This is a genomic window from Priestia sp. SB1 (assembly GCF_038898415.1).
Genome location: NZ_JBBJSS010000005.1, coordinates 37695 through 52898 on the forward strand (window position 1 = coordinate 37695; position 15204 = coordinate 52898).

General features: G+C 40.6%; 15 protein-coding genes and 1 other annotated feature. Of the genes, 2 read left to right on the top strand and 13 right to left on the bottom strand.

All coding sequences use genetic code 11. The annotated features are described in order from the left end of the window. Positions 1–33: 33 nt before the first annotated feature. From WKH56_RS18370 to WKH56_RS18390, 5 genes are all read right to left on the bottom strand, one after another. A complete protein-coding gene (locus WKH56_RS18370) occupies positions 34–1521 on the bottom strand; it encodes a DHA2 family efflux MFS transporter permease subunit (protein WP_063247828.1) in 1488 nt (495 codons plus the stop codon). A 280-nt stretch (positions 1522–1801) separates the two neighbouring features. Then, a complete protein-coding gene (locus WKH56_RS18375; protein ID WP_014459735.1) occupies positions 1802–2359 on the bottom strand; it encodes a 3D domain-containing protein in 558 nt (185 codons plus the stop codon). A 330-nt stretch (positions 2360–2689) separates the two neighbouring features. Continuing rightward, a complete protein-coding gene (locus WKH56_RS18380; protein ID WP_255219802.1) occupies positions 2690–2824 on the bottom strand; it encodes a hypothetical protein in 135 nt (44 codons plus the stop codon). A 159-nt stretch (positions 2825–2983) separates the two neighbouring features. Further along, the gene (locus WKH56_RS18385) at positions 2984–3868 is read right to left on the bottom strand and encodes a superoxide dismutase (protein ID WP_016764472.1); all 885 of its coding nucleotides are present in this window, start codon (positions 3866–3868) and stop codon (positions 2984–2986) included. A gap of 139 nt (positions 3869–4007) precedes the next feature. Next, on the bottom strand, positions 4008–4838 hold the full coding sequence (locus WKH56_RS18390) for a glycosyl transferase family 2 (RefSeq protein WP_310883878.1): 831 nt from the start codon (positions 4836–4838) through the stop codon (positions 4008–4010). 231 nt (positions 4839–5069) lie between these two features. Between WKH56_RS18390 and WKH56_RS18395 the strand changes: the two genes are divergently transcribed. Continuing rightward, positions 5070–5735, top strand: a complete 666-nt coding sequence (locus WKH56_RS18395; protein WP_243494753.1) for a cupin domain-containing protein — start codon at positions 5070–5072, stop codon at positions 5733–5735. Positions 5736–5790: 55 nt separating this feature from the next. On the opposite strand, the gene WKH56_RS18400 is transcribed toward WKH56_RS18395, so the two are convergent. The 3 genes from WKH56_RS18400 to WKH56_RS18410 form a co-directional block, all read right to left on the bottom strand. Then, positions 5791–6027, bottom strand: a complete 237-nt coding sequence (locus WKH56_RS18400; protein ID WP_226313298.1) for a hypothetical protein — start codon at positions 6025–6027, stop codon at positions 5791–5793. Positions 6028–6082: 55 nt separating this feature from the next. Continuing rightward, positions 6083–6667 carry a hypothetical protein gene (locus WKH56_RS18405; protein WP_047750788.1) on the bottom strand — a complete coding sequence of 195 codons (585 nt, stop codon included), beginning with the start codon at positions 6665–6667 and terminating at the stop codon, positions 6083–6085. A gap of 84 nt (positions 6668–6751) precedes the next feature. After that, positions 6752–7459: a Type 1 glutamine amidotransferase-like domain-containing protein gene (locus WKH56_RS18410; RefSeq protein ID WP_310883879.1), complete on the bottom strand. Its 708-nt coding sequence runs from the start codon at positions 7457–7459 to the stop codon at positions 6752–6754. Positions 7460–7567: 108 nt separating this feature from the next. Between WKH56_RS18410 and WKH56_RS18415 the strand changes: the two genes are divergently transcribed. Further along, positions 7568–8071, top strand: a complete 504-nt coding sequence (locus WKH56_RS18415; RefSeq protein ID WP_257042375.1) for an immunoglobulin-like domain-containing protein — start codon at positions 7568–7570, stop codon at positions 8069–8071. Here the strand turns inward: WKH56_RS18415 and WKH56_RS18420 are convergent. The 5 genes from WKH56_RS18420 to WKH56_RS18440 all read right to left on the bottom strand — a co-directional run. Next, complete coding sequence (locus tag WKH56_RS18420) at positions 8068–8244, bottom strand: hypothetical protein (protein WP_342836161.1); 177 nt, start codon at positions 8242–8244, stop codon at positions 8068–8070. The two genes, WKH56_RS18415 and WKH56_RS18420, sit on opposite strands and share 4 nt — an antisense overlap. Positions 8245–8389: 145 nt before the next feature. Further along, the gene (ileS, locus tag WKH56_RS18425; protein WP_342836162.1) at positions 8390–11488 is read right to left on the bottom strand and encodes an isoleucine--tRNA ligase; all 3099 of its coding nucleotides are present in this window, start codon (positions 11486–11488) and stop codon (positions 8390–8392) included. Between the two features lie 52 nt (positions 11489–11540). Further along, positions 11541–11783, bottom strand: a binding site (T-box leader). 218 nt (positions 11784–12001) lie between these two features. Then, a complete protein-coding gene (locus tag WKH56_RS18430; RefSeq protein WP_115654132.1) occupies positions 12002–13351 on the bottom strand; it encodes an FAD-binding oxidoreductase in 1350 nt (449 codons plus the stop codon). A 214-nt stretch (positions 13352–13565) separates the two neighbouring features. Next, a complete protein-coding gene (locus tag WKH56_RS18435) occupies positions 13566–14447 on the bottom strand; it encodes a phosphorothioated DNA-binding restriction endonuclease (protein WP_310883881.1) in 882 nt (293 codons plus the stop codon). Between the two features lie 335 nt (positions 14448–14782). After that, a partial coding sequence (locus WKH56_RS18440; RefSeq protein ID WP_481861965.1) for a sunset domain-containing protein occupies positions 14783–15204 on the bottom strand: 422 nt, incomplete at its 5' end.

A 15204-nucleotide genomic window follows, 5' to 3' on the forward strand; every position in this document is an offset into this window, starting at 1 on the left:
AAAATCCGTACCATATAAGGCACGGATTTTTTATTAGCTTGCTTTTTTTACACGATTTGTAATGGTATCTTCTTTTGGTGATGTTTTGCGAATAAAGAAGGCTAAAACAAACGCGATCACACTTAAAATCGTTGCGATCATAAACGCATCGTTAATACCCATTGCTGTACCTTGGTTCACAGCTTCAGCCATACTGCCTTTATCTGTCGGCAAAATTTGCTGATTCGTTACGATGTTTTTCACGTGTTTTTCACCTTGATTCATCATAATGGATACAAAGAACGCCATTCCTACAGCTCCAGCAACCATTCGAAGCGTATTAACCATTGCCGTGCCGTATTTATTTAGACTAAGCGCAAGCTCATTTAATCCTGCTGTAAAGATCGGCATCATGAGCAGTGACATCCCAAACATACGAACAGTATAGACAATCATGACATACATAAATGTTGTGGTTGTTTCAAGCTTTGTTAATTCATATGTTGTCACAACGGTAATTGCTAAACCAACAACAGCAAGCCATCTTGCGCCGAACTTATCAAACAGCCTTCCTGTAATCGGAGACATAATCCCCATTACAATTCCCCCAGGAAGTAGCAGCAAGCCTGAAAGAAACGGTGAAAAGCCGCGTACGTTTTGCATATAAATCGGCATTAAAATCATCCCTGAAAACATTGCCATCGTCACAATTACGTTAATAATTGTTGTCAGCGTGAACATGCGGTAACGGAAAATACGGAATTCAAGAAGCGGCTGATCAATTTTTAACTGACGGAAAATAAAGAACAGAATCGAAATACCGCCTACAATAAACATGGCTAACACTTCGGTGCTGGTCCACCCCTTTGTACCGCCCGTAGCGAACGCATACAGTAAGCCGCCAAATCCAATTGTTGATAAAATAACGCCAAGCACGTCTAGCTTAGGTCGGCTTGTTTCCGTTACGTTTTTCACTAAAATAATAGCCGCAATTACGTTGATAAGTGCAATTGGAAACATCATAAAGAATAAAACACGCCATGAGTAGTGCTCAACGATTAAACCAGAAAGCGTCGGACCTACTGCCGGTGCAAAGTTCATCGCTACTCCAAAAATCCCCATCGCAAAACCGCGTCGGTCAGGCGGGAATAACGTGAAAATAACGTTTGTAATTAACGGAAATAAAATTCCTGCTCCTGCAGCTTGCACGACGCGTCCCACTAAAATAACGGAAAATGTCGGTGCAATACCGCAAAGCAGTGTTCCTACTGTAAACAGCCCCATTGCTGTAATATACAGCTGCCTCGTCGTAAATCGATTCATTAAAAATGCTGTAATTGGAATAACAATTCCGTTTACTAACATAAAGATGGTTGTTAACCAGTTGCCCGTAGCCGCCGTTACATGGAAATGATCCATCATTTGCGGAAGCGCAATGTTAATCAGCGTTTGATTTAAAAAAGCGACGAGCGCTCCCATTATCATTACGCCAAAAATAGACCGAGTTCGGGCTTGATCGGACTGTTGTGTTTGTGTATTCATTTTAACAAGACCTTTCCCTTTTAAAATTATCTGTATGTAAATCTTCAGATGACAAACAGGTTAAGAATATAGTTTATGTGTTCATTCTATTAATTTATGTCACGAATATTTAATGAACTTAATTATATACCGGATAAATATATCTGTTTCCGAAATATTTGTCAACAAATATGATCATTTTCGTAAAACTTTTCCATCAGTATATATAAAGTAGCATGCCCTTTAATGAAGAAAAAAATGAGAGCCTTTCAACGAAGGCTCTCATTTCTTCAAGGAATACTTATTTTAAGATTTGAACTTTTACTGTTTTTCTTCCCCATTTTAACGCTTCTTTTTGAGAAGGAAGAAGAACATCAATTTTATTTCCTTTAATCGCACCGCCTGTATCAGCTGCGATTGCCGTGCCATAACCTTCTACGTATACTTTTGAACCAAGCTTAATCACTTTTGGATCGACAGAAATAACTTTTTGATTTGGATTCTTTTTTAAATCGATTCCAATCGCCGTTTTTCCGCTGCAGCCTTTGCAGTTCGCTGTGTACGCTGTTGCTGTTACTTTAAATTCTTTCACCACGTTTGAAGACTTCGCAGGCGCTGCTTTAGCAGGCGTGCTTGATTTTACTTGAGATACTTTTAATACTTGTTTCGGATGAATGCTGTCTGACTTTAAGTTATTCCACTGTTTCAGCTGACTAACCGATACTTTATATGTCTTTGCAATTTTGTATAGCGAATCTCCGCTTTTTACTGTATATGTATTTGTTGCAGCTGATGCACCACTTGCCACTCCGAACAGTGACATTAGAACTAAACTGAACGTAATCATTGTCTTTTTCATGTAATTGATTTCCCCTTTATCTACCAATACATAAAAAATAACACATGAATATTACAGTTATATTTCAGTAGCATGTCAATAGTTTGATAGTTTAGTTACAGTAAAAATAAAAATTCTTCCTTTTAAACTAGTAAATTAATCACCTTAACATTTCAAAAACATACATATTCAGGCATATAACGGTGCTTTTACACACATTTATATTGGATTATTTCATTTGTAACATTTCACTGGTTCTAGAGGCTTAGACTTTATTTTACATTGGTTATTTAGAACATAGTTTATTTAAAATTAATAAATACGTTAAAGGATCTTAATATAAATCACTTTTTACACCGCAGTTGATTTCCGTGCAAGACTTCGCTTTCCGCGGGTGGCCGATGAGCCTCCTCGTCGCTTGCGCTCCTGCGGGGTCTCATCTATTCCACTATTTCCGCAGGAGTCTTCGTCTTGCTCTCCTACCAACTGCTAGAAGCGTATACATATATCACCGCCATAACAATAAAAAATCCGAACGCGTTGGATTCTCCATCAAGAATCTCAATTCACCGTTCGGATTTCCCTTCAACTAAAATGCTTTTATCATAGCCTTTTTATTTGAAATTAAAATACCTGCAATACTTGTTAATACGGCTGCCACTGAAGCATTCTGGCTGCCTCAAATCTTTTTTCTACATTTGGCCAGTAAACGATTTTCCACCAATTATCAACGTAGGGATCACGTTCATTTTTGTACTGCAGATAATAAGCGTGTTCCCATACGTCTAATACGAGCAGCGGAATGGTATCCCACTGCGTAAGAAGCTGATGACGCTCCGCTTGCAAGACTTCAAGCTTTCGCGAACGCGGCGACCATACTAAGATAGCCCAGCCCACACCTTCTACTTTTTTTGCGGCTTGAGAAAAGTGCATCATAAACTTCTCATAGCTGCCAAAGTCTTTTTGAAGCTGCTGCAGCAGCTGTCGTCTCGGTCGTCCTCCTCCTTCTGGACTCATAATCTCCCAAAAGATTGTGTGTAAGTAATGACCGGAGCCATGAAAAGAAGCTTCCCGTTCCCAATGTTTTATGAGGTCAAAATTGTTTGTGTTACGGGCTTGCTGCAGCATGAGCTCTGCTTTATTTAATCCATCGACATAGCTTTGGTGATGCTTGCTGTGATGAAGACGCATAATTTCCCGGTTAATATACGGTTCAAGAGCTGAATAGCTATAGCCAAGCGGCGGCAGCTCGTGCTGCCCCGGCGCTATCGATTCTCGCTCCCTGCCATCGTCTCCAAGCCGCTCTTTTAAAACTTTATCAATATGCCGCACTGCATTATTGATTTCTTCTAACGTATATTCGTTGACATCTTCTTCGCTTAAATATTCAAGAACGTCTTCTTGCGTGCGCGTGATATATGACGTTATATCTACTTCTGTAATGGCTTCTTCAAATACAGGATCACATACTTGTTCAAGCCAGGTCTGAACTTCCATCAAGTATCTTTTTCTCTCATCTTGATCGGCCATACTTCCCCTCCTTACACCTCATCTTCACTATCATATTCAAAAGAAAAAGCAACATAACTTCCTACTTGTATCTATTGAGGTAGAAAATTCGACATAAAAAAGCAAGAGCTCCTTAAAGGATAAACTCTTGCCTTTTTTCTTATATCTTCTTCGCCATATTCACATAATCAATCGTTTCTTGCTTACTAACAGCTGCGTGCTTCAGCTTTGGGTCATAATAGAGCTCCACTTTTATATTATTGATTTCACAGTCGTCTGGCATGTCCTGCAAATCCGTTAAAAACGGCAGCAAGTGATTGTTCATATCGTATTCAAACGCCCCGTTTTGCAAGTAATACACCTTTGGCACATAGTTAATATGGCGAAAAAACTTCACTACGTTAATTCGCTCACCGTATGAGGCGATCACTTCATCTTCTGTCAAGTTCGGATAAGATAAATTAAACACTTGCCGAACCGGCGTTTTCAGCCACTTGGTCAAGCAAGTCTGCGGATTATTGACAAGCGCTTTTGCTCCTTTTACGTACCCCGCTAAAAACATTGACATAAAGCCGCCGCCCGAAGATCCGTAAAATAGCACATTAGACGAACTCACCTGTACTTTTTTCATGAACTTTTCAATTAAAACCGCAATGTCTTTTAAATAAAAACGATCGCTTGTCCCTTGTCCCCACGCAAGCGACACCTTTCCTAAATAAAGCGTAGGATCGTTATAGTAAATAATTGAATCTTGGAATTCATTCATCCACGAATGGCGCTGAAAATATGGAGGGCCTGCAGGCATTTCCTGACTTGCCCCTCCTCCTGAGCCAAACACAAGCAAATGAGAAGACTCTTTTTTCAGCCTTACTAAAAACTCAAACAGCACTCCGTTCCACTCGATTCCTACTAAAACGGGCTTATCAAACGGCAGCTGAAGTTCATCCAGCTTTTCATACGTACTAGTTATCTTTTCATATTGATCAAGCAACAGCTCTGCAACTCACTTTCCTTAAAATGATCCGTCTTATGCGTCTGACATTGATCATGGCTCTGTAAAAAAAGAACCTGTTACAGTGTATGAAAATCAGTGGACAAATGTTTGTACACGTTATCAAAAATAGGCCTTACCTACATATCCTCCTAGGCCTCTGTCACGAAATAAAACTCTCTACATACGATACAGCATCATAAAAAATTCAAGGATAGGAGCTGGAGACCCTTGTCAACGCCCTATATGGATTACAATAATCCAAACGTACAATACTTTTCTGATGTGAACAAAAACAGACTTAATACGCGAAACGATCAAAATTACATTAACCGATTGGGCCGGGATGTGCTCAACACATTAGGAAATGTATCATTACTTGATATTTACTTAAGCAAAAGCCGCGTAGTAGAACCGCACTATCACCAAAATGCCGCTGAGCTTGTCTACTGCATTTCAGGCTCAGCCGTCGTTTCATTAATCAATCCGTTTAACAACGAAGTCACAAATATTCCGATTACTCCCGGTCAAGTAGCCAATATCCCTCAAGGCTGGTGGCACTGGGAAATTGCGTCTGAAGACAATACGCATTTACTTGCCATTTTTGACGCCCCTTACCCGGAATATATTTTTGGATCGGACATTTTAAATAAAACGCCTATTGAAGTCCTTGCTCACACGTACTGCTTAGATCCGGAGCAGCTAAAGAAAACGCTGGCTCCGCTAAAAAATCAAACCATCGTGATTGGACCAACGGACGAATGCGGAGAAAAAGAACACTATAAAAAGAAAAAACAAGTAGGCCCTGTACACCACCAGCAGCCTACTTATACGTATCCTCCGCCTCAAAATTCTTATTACTCTCCTCAAAATCCTTATCACTATCGATACTGGTAGAGGCAAAAAACCCGTTGCACTGGCAGCGGGGTTTTTTAACGAATACATAACGCTATTAATCTGTATATGTACTGTGAAAAGCGGCTTCAATATATGCAACTTGGAAATGATAATGTCCAATTAAATATTTCACAATATCCACTTGATCGATTTTGCCAGGCTTATCGACCATCGCTTCTTTCACCATTTTTTCAAATGTACCTTGATCAAATTGTTCTTCATGAATAACAATTGTTTCAGAGTACGTTTCGCCTTGCCCTTCTGAAATGCGGTAGTAATACAATTTCTTCACCTCAATTTATCTTAAATGTGTGTATACCCTTAACTACTCATTTTAAAACATTTTTTCAGCGTTCTTTTTCTACTTTACGATAGGCTGCGGCTTTTGCTTTTACAAGCAGCCTTGTAACCCAATACGCTACTAACGTTATTCCTATATCAATCAGAAAAATATAAAACAAGCTCATTCCTTTTCCTGAATCAATAAATTTAAAATGGTGTTCAAGAGGGGCTAGCCCAAATGAAAAAACAGCGCTCAGCAGAATTGTATACAGATAAAAATTCTTTTGGTGATTCGTACAATATTGATAAAGCAGCAGAAAGCCTACCGGCAAAATAGAAGCGGTAATATTCGTTGCGTTCGGAAGCAGCGGCGTTAAAAAAAACGTGTGCGTTAAATGACCGCTTCGCCCAAGTGCAATATCAATATATGCCCAGAGCATGTGCACTGTGTAACCGAAGAAAAACACCTCAAAGATCCTCGTCCGATCTACGGTAAAATACAACAACACAAGAGGAAGAACGAGCGAAGCAAGCACCACCCAAAACTGCCAGTTTCCAAAATCTGAATACTGATGCCAATACGACGATAATAACTCCTGCAGCTTATCGCTTTGTTCATGTATGTTTCCCCAGTATCGTTCATAACTCACTGAAGTAACCTCCTATATAGAGTCTCTGCTTATGTATGTACGAATAAGCTCCATTTTATACAGAGAAACATGGAAAGCGGCCATTTATTGCTTGTGATCACCCGAATAGGTCACCGGAAGCTCACGTTCAATTACTTCTTCCTCTTTTCGATCAACAGCATACGCTTTTGCTGTTGCCCTTGAGCTAACTGACGCGGATAGCTTCTCATCTTTAAAATGCAGCGCGACTCCGTCATCTACAGCGTAGCCTTCTTTCATTTCCCTGCTTGCCATTAACTCATGATACGAAGGTCTTCGATTGCTTTCTCCGTCGTAGTGAGGACAGTTGCTGCCCGTTAAAAATCCTAAACAGTCGATTTTAGACAGTTTATTGTTCATTGAATCGGTGACGCCTTCTTCAAACCAGCAAATCGAACCTGCGCTTATTCCTGCTAAGATTATTCCTTTTTTATAAGCTTCTTTTAGAATTGTATCAAGTCCCCACTCTTTCCATAAAGAAAGCATATTCCTTGTATTACCGCCGCCTACATACAAAATATCGTGCTGCATCACATATGCTTTTAAATCTATAAAGTTTCGTGCAAACAGCGATAAATGAGACGGTGTACATACCAACTTCTCAAACGCTTCATAAAACCTTTCTATATAATTATCGGCATCTCCGCTGGCTGTAGGGATAAAACAGATTTTCGGCACATCTATATGAGCTTGTGAAAGTATGTATTGATCCAGAAGCAAGTTATCCGGCTCCATCGAAAAACCTCCGCCGCCCATGGCTATAATTTGTCTCATTTCAATTCTTCCTTTCAAAAAAGTGATATAGGAAATGTAAATTCATACTATTTCAAACAAGAAGTTTTCCGTATAATGGAAGAGTGATAAAAAGGTGGTGCAAAGCTCTTGAAAATAGTACGAACACTTTTACTAATACTAGGCATTTTTATTATCTTGTTTTGTATCTTTGGCTATATCGATTATAACGGTCAAAAAATGGAACTTGGAGCCAAACAAGAAAAAAACATTCCTTCTTCCATTAACACTGATGGGGGAACTATTAAGCTATCTGCTGTAAGCGAAAAGTACGATAAAACGCAGTTTGGCTTTTTTGTTATTCAAAACAATTCGACGCATACCTTAACAATTCCTTATGAAAATACGGCGGATCACTTAAAAGACGGCAAGTGGTACAAAGTTGTGCTAAACGGATTAGAGTTCCCTGATAAAACCGTCACGCTGAAGCCAGGGAAATCACTCAAACTAGATATCGCAACTCCTAACTACAAAGTAGGAAAATATCGTTTTGTTCAACACTTTAAAGATGAAAACGGAAAAGAGTATGTACTAGCGGCTCCTTTTGAAATCGTTTGGCCGAGTCTTAAAAATGTTCTCGGACAGTTTGATTAAAGGTAAAAGAGAGATTTAGAAATACCGAAATTTATCTCACCTAAAGACGAACAAATCGGGTGAATGATTAGTATGAATTGCTTGTTACCCCGCTGTTGATTTCCGTGCAAGACTTCGCTTTCCGCGGGCGGCCGGTGAGCCTCCTCGTCGCTTTCGCTCCTGCGGGGTCTCACCTATTCCGCTTCTCCCGCAGGAGTCTTCATCTTGCCCTCCAATCCACAGCTAGAAGCAGCTACCTTCACTATAAAAACAGAAAAAACGAACGGTTAATCGATAAACCGTTCGTACATTAATTCAACTTATCCCTGCCTCTCTTTATCAGTTCTGATTTAAAATGCGAAGCGTAACTTGCTTTGTTCCGACTTTTACCGTCTCTCCGTTTTTGATGGCTTCTTTCACACTGAGACTGTGCAGCAGAAGATTTTCTTGAAGCAGCGTTTCAAAATTCGCAACGGCTTCCTTCACTTCTTCGTCTCCGCTAAGTTCCAAATCAATACGTAAGTTCACGGGTAAACCCAGCTTTTTGCGATAATCTTGAACCGCTCGAATTACTTCACGAGCGACTCCTTCCTGCACGAGTTCTTCGGTTAACGCCGTATCCAACACGGCAGTGTACGTGCCGTTGGATGCAACTGCAAAACCTTCTTTTGGCACTTTTTCAACGAGTACGTCCGCCGTTTCAAGCGTTAGGTTTTCTCCTGAAGCAAGCGTAACACTCAGCTTGCCTTGTTCAACAAACTCTTTCCCTTTCTCTTCTGAAAGGTTTTTCAGCGCTTGGTTGACCTCATTAACTTGTTTCCCGAACTTTGGCCCAGCCTGTTTAAAATCAAGTTTTAATACGTATGATACAAGCTTGTCGTCGTCTTGCTCCACGTTAAAGTTCTTTACATTAAGCTCATCTTTGATGACATCATGGTATGCTTCCCACTCTACATCTTCTTCCGTTACCACAAGCGAAAGACTTTGCAGAGGCTGCTTTACTTTTAACGAATGCGTATTTCGGATGCTTCGGCCTAGTTCCACTACTTGAAGCACCGCTGCCATTTCTTTTTCCAGCTTTTCGTTCACTTTCGTTTGATCACATGCAGGATAGTCTGCTAAATGAACGCTTTTCCCTGTTAGATTTTCATGAACATCATCCGCAACAAACGGCGTAAACGGGGCTAATAGTTGACTTAATGTCACTAGTACTTCATGAAGCGTATCGTAAGCTGCTGCTTTTTCTCCGTCCATTCCTTCTGACCAAAAGCGATCGCGGGAACGTCGCACATACCAGTTGCTTAGCTCTTCAATGAATACAGCGATTTCACGAGCCGCGCTTGTAAATCCGTAATCTTCAAGATGTACTGTTGCGCGCTTGACCGTGCTGTGCAAACGCGAAAGAATCCACTCATCCAATTTTGTTTTTTTTAATTCATACGTTTGCTCCGGATCATAGCCGTCAAGCTTAGCGTACAGCACGTAAAAGCCGTACACGTTCACAAGTGTATCAATGACTTTTGACTTCGCTTCTTGCACGACACGCTCTGAAAATTTCTTCGGATTCCAAGGTGCACTGTCTGCTAAAAGCGCCCATCTAAGCGCATCAGCACCAAATGTATGAATAAGATCAACAGGGTCTAGCGCATTTCCTTTACTTTTAGACATCTTTTGACCGTTTTCATCTAAGACGTGACCAAGAGACAAAACGCGCTTATACGGTGCTTTTCCTGTAAACAGCGTTGAAACTGCCATCAAGCTGTAAAACCAGCCGCGCGTTTGATCAATTCCTTCTGCGATAACGTCCGCCGGGAACTGCTTTTGAAACAGCTCGCTGTTTTCAAACGGATAGTGATACTGCGCAAACGGCATCGAGCCGCTGTCAAACCAAACGTCAATCACTTCTGGCGTTCGCTTCATTTCTCCGCTGCAGACCGGACACGTTAGCTGCACGTCATCTACATATGGCTTATGAAGTTCAATGCTGTCATCCACGGAATGAGACGCATGATTTTGAAGCTCTTTGATACTTTTCGGAGCTATTTGATGCGCACATTCCCCGCATTCCCATACGTTCAGCGGCGTTCCCCAGTAGCGCTTTCTGCTGATGTTCCAGTCCACCATATTTTCCAAAAAGTTGCCAAAGCGACCGTGCTTGATATGATCCGGGTACCACTTCACGCTTTCATTATTTTTCAAAAATTGTTCTTTTAACGCCGTCGTTTGGATAAACCAGCTTTCATTTGCGTAATAAAGAAGCGGCGAGTCGCATCGCCAGCAAAACGGATAGCTGTGCTCATGCTTTTCTTTATGATACAGCACGCCTTCGTTTGCTAAATAACGAACGATATCAACGTCGCAGTCTTTCACGAAACGTCCTTGAAAAGGCGGCACTTCAGACGTGTACTGTCCTTTTTCATCCACTACGTTCACAAATGAAAAGCCGTTTTCTTTTACAACTCTGTAATCATCTTCGCCGTAAGCAGGTGCTAAATGAACAACTCCTGTTCCGCTTTGATCCGTTACGTAATCAGCCGTTACGACTTCATGACCTTTTTCAACGTTCACAAAATTAAACGGCGGCTCATACGACATTCCTTTTAACTCATTTCCTTTATGATGAGATAAAACGCTATATTCTCCTTTTAACACTTTGTCTGCGAGCGCTTCTGCCACTATATACACGCTGTCGCCTTGCTCAGCGCGAACGTAGTTCATCTCTTCATGCACCGCAAGCGCCACGTTTGACGGAAGCGTCCAAGGCGTTGTCGTCCACCCTAAAAAATACTCATTATCGTGGTTTTTCACTTTAAATTTCACCGTTACCGTTAAATCTTTTACATCTTTATACCCTTGCGCTACTTCATGCGAACTCAGCGACGTTTGACAGCTCGGGCAGTAAGGTGATACGCGGTGGCCTTTATAAAGAAGTCCTTTGTCATGAATCGTGCCAAGCACGTTCCATACGCTTTCAATGTATGAATTCTCCAAGGTGATGTAAGGGTCTTCCATATCAACCCAATAGCCAAGCTGCTCCGTGAACGTGCGCCACTGCTTTTCATACACAAACACACTTTCCTTACACTTGTTGATAAAAGCTTCTACGCCGTATTTTTCAATGTCATGCTTCCCTGAAATTCCGAGCTGCTTTTCGACACCGAGCTCTACCGGTAGTCCGTGCGTATCCCAGCCTGCTTTTCGGATCACTTGATGCCCCGTCATCGTTTTATAACGAGCCACCACGTCTTTAATCGTCCGGCCTAGCGCGTGCCCAACGTGAGGCAAACCGTTTGCTGTTGGAGGTCCTTCATAAAATACAAACGAAGGATGCCCCTCTCGGTTTTCAACCGACTGCTGAAACACATTTCCTTTTTGCCACTGCTGCTGGATACGCTGTTCGCGCTCTTGCGAAGACTCCCTTACATTCACTTCTTTCATGTGATACCACTCCTTTTAAAGTTAAAAGCACACAAAGAAACCCGTCCCTATGACTAGGGACGGGTTTTAAACCGCGGTACCACCCTGGCTTCTATTGATCCGTTCATCAATAGCACTCAGCAACGTACAATCATACGCGTTCTTTTTAACGGTAGACTACCGTTCAAACTTACTTATAGTTCAGTTTGACTTCTCAGAGAGGATATTCCCCTGCAGCTTGAACACCGGCTTTCAGCTATCACCAGCTCTCTGTGGAACAAACTTGCAGCGTACTGATTCTCTTCAACGAATTTGTGTGCTTTTATTAGTAGCTATTGTATGCGGTTTGGAAGGGAATGTCAATGTTTATGATATTTATGTATGTTTCTCCGTATAACGTAGCCATCTATTGATAAAATAACTGCTTACCACTGTTTGCTGCCTTTTTCACGCTCTCAGGAAAAGGAAATATACACAAAAAACCACCTCATTTAAGGTGGGTATTATTTGGCTCTCCGACTTGAAAGACGCTTTTTAAAACCAGTTAATAAACGGCGGAATGCTCTGAGGGAAATGAAATAGATTGCACGGATCATATGCTCGTTTCACTTCTCGAAGCTTTTTAAAATTCTCTCCATAATACGCCGTTGGCCAATCTCTGATGAGCCGGTCCGGCCAGTTCACATAATCTCCAGTTGTATATCTCGATAAAGCATTCCTTAAGTCTTCAATCCATCGAATGTTTACTCGCTCTTCTGAAGGATGGCTCCATGTAGCAAGGTACTCCTGTGCGATAACAGCATCTCTATAATAAAAGGCCGTTTCATTAGAGGCAACTTCCTCTACTGCTCCCCCGAGAGATTGGTGCCAAATACTAGATTTTTCATTCGGAGCATTTTCTAAAAAATGCTTCATTGTTAAAATAGCGTCTTTTGGAAAAGGTTTATTAAGAAAAGAACCTGACCTTTTTCGAGGGGCGGGTTGGTTTCCGCTCGGATCGTCAAAAAATTGTACAGCTTCAATATATGAAACTTCCTTTATTACTACTTTTTTAGGACACCCAACATCTATTAAAGGCTGCAGAAGTTCCTTTAACTTGAATGATGAACCAACGAATTCACCTTGAGCAATAATCTGATTCGCTTCTTTCGATTTTAACTCAATCTCCGAAGTTAAGCGCTTATCGGTATTTGTGGCCCAGTGCTGCCATGCATCAAAAGCAGCTTCGAAATCTTCCCATTCCCATGTAATTGAAAAGATTGACACCTTTGAAATAGGCTGCACCTTAAAGGTAAAAGACGTAACAATACCAAAGTTTCCGCCCCCGCCGCCACAACACGCCCAAAAGAGATCACTGTTGTGATTTTTATTTGCCTTAATGAGTTCAACTTCTCTCTGTTCATTTACGATCGCCATTTCAACTTCAACCAAATTATCACAGGTAAGCCCAAACAGCCTTGATAACATCCCAATTCCTCCGCCAAGCACAAGGCCTACAAGACCAACACTGCTTTCCGTTCCTGCAGGGATAGTCGTTCCTTTTTTCCATAATTCATTATATACTTTCCCTAGATTAGCTCCTGCTTCTATTTTCGCTGTCATGTCTTTAGAGTTGAACGTGATTCTATCCATTTCACTAACATCAATCACTAATCCACCGTTTACTAATGAAAAATTTTCATAGCTATGCCTACCGCTTCTTATTCGAAATGGGACATGATTTTCCTTTACCCATTTCAATGCATTTACTACATCGTTTGTATTCTGACAAAATACAATTATTCTCGGAAATTTAGGCACACCTAAATTATTATTTGTTCTAGCCTGATCATATTCCACATCATCAGGTGTAACGATTCGTCCAGTAAGCTTTGTTTCCTCCACGATATAACCCCTTTCTTAATACAGATAAGATGCTATATCCTATGAATTTTCTTCAGAAAAGACACACAGTTTAAAGGGAGGAAAAAGAGAGTAGAAAACTTACCGGAGGGGTTCTGGATAAGTGTGCTAATTTATTTTTAACGTATTTTAAATGACGCCACTATATGTAAATTACTTCCTAAGTATAAACATAGCAATCTATCATGTGCAAAAATCAATTTATATCACTTGCTTGATATCTAGCGGGTCCTCTAAACACTTCTCTAACATGCCACCCAAGAAAATCTTCATTCGGCTGATACGCCGGATGAATCGGATCTCTAAGCTTTTGTCCGTGAAATTTCATAAGCCACTCTTCAAATCCATTTGTGCCGTGTGCTTGAGTTGCCACTAAGAGCTCATTATGATCTGAAAAAGTAAAAACTCCTCGATCAAATAATTTATGATGCATTGAACATAACGCGATTCCGTTACTTTCAATATCTGGTCCTCCCGCTTGATGCCACTTAATATGAGCGGCCTCTACACCAACTAAATTATGTCCAAGACGAACGTTAAACCCACAAACAGCGCAGCTATATCCGTAAGCTTGAAGAATTTTCTCTCGAAACTTTGGATCTCTTCTTCTCTTTAACTGTGTTTCAAAATCCAAGCCTACGGCTCTTAATATATCTTCATGGATCGTATCCGGAAAATGCTCATTTAATAAAAATTGCGCGACGTCTTGAAGCAGCGTAGGATCATTTGCAAAAAGGTTATAAACATCTTGTCTAAAACCGCCTACTATATTTGTACTCAGTAAATATTTATCTGTAAAGCTACGCTTATCAACTTCTTCGCTTAGCTCCCATATTCCATCTCCTGTCAAACGAACAAAAGGATGCTCTGGATGGTAGGAATTCCGAGAAGGTCCAAACTCCATAAGCAGCTCTTTTAAAGGGATTTTCACCTCGCTATACGGCAGGTGCATTCGTTGCTTGGTCTGTAGCTGACCTAGGGCATACAGTATCAACAATGGTTTGTGCGGAGCTCTTTGATCCCTTTTTTTCCAGATGTTTAAGTTCTTTATTTTTTGAAGTACTTCTTCTCTGTTCATAAGCTTGCTTTAACTCCCATCTATAAAACTATTTAAAACCTTAGAGCTAAGACCGTTTTTGAAAAAGTATTAATAAATGTAAGTATAATAGCTAATTCTATTATATGACAGCATCAGATGAGCAAGGGAACTTTATTTGCAGACGCGTTTACAAAACGCTACTTTAAGCTTTCTTATCCAAGTTGTTTTATTTAAAGAATTCTTTTTTCATATCTTCTCTGCTTTTAAAACTTACTCGTTCTGCGCCTTTAATACCTACATTAAATAATCTCTCACAAAGAAAAAAGCTCTCCAAGAAACATATAGGAGAGCTTTTAAAGGTTGCATAAATATCTTTATCGTTGGGATTTTCTATACCCAGCTGCCTGTGCATCCGCTTCTGAACAGAACCAAACAATATTATCTTGAGTTCTATCATAATAAGCTCCGCCAGGTACATGGTAAATTTTCGAATTTTTGTTACCTTTGATTTGTCCCGAACAAGACATATTAGACTGTTGATCATCACTCGGATCATTTTCAAATGGCTTATAATTTCCACTGTTGCTAGTAGAACTGCTAGGTGTAGACTGTTGACTAGCTGCTTGTTGTTGAGCTTTACGCTCTGCTTCTTGTTTTGCAGCTTGCTCCTCAGCTTTTCGTTCCGCTTCTTCTTTCGCCGCTTGCTCTTGAGCTTTTCGTTCTGCCTCTTCTTTTGCCGCTTGCTCCTGAGCTTTTTGTTCTGCCTTTTCTTTTGCTGCTTGTTCTTCAGCTTTTT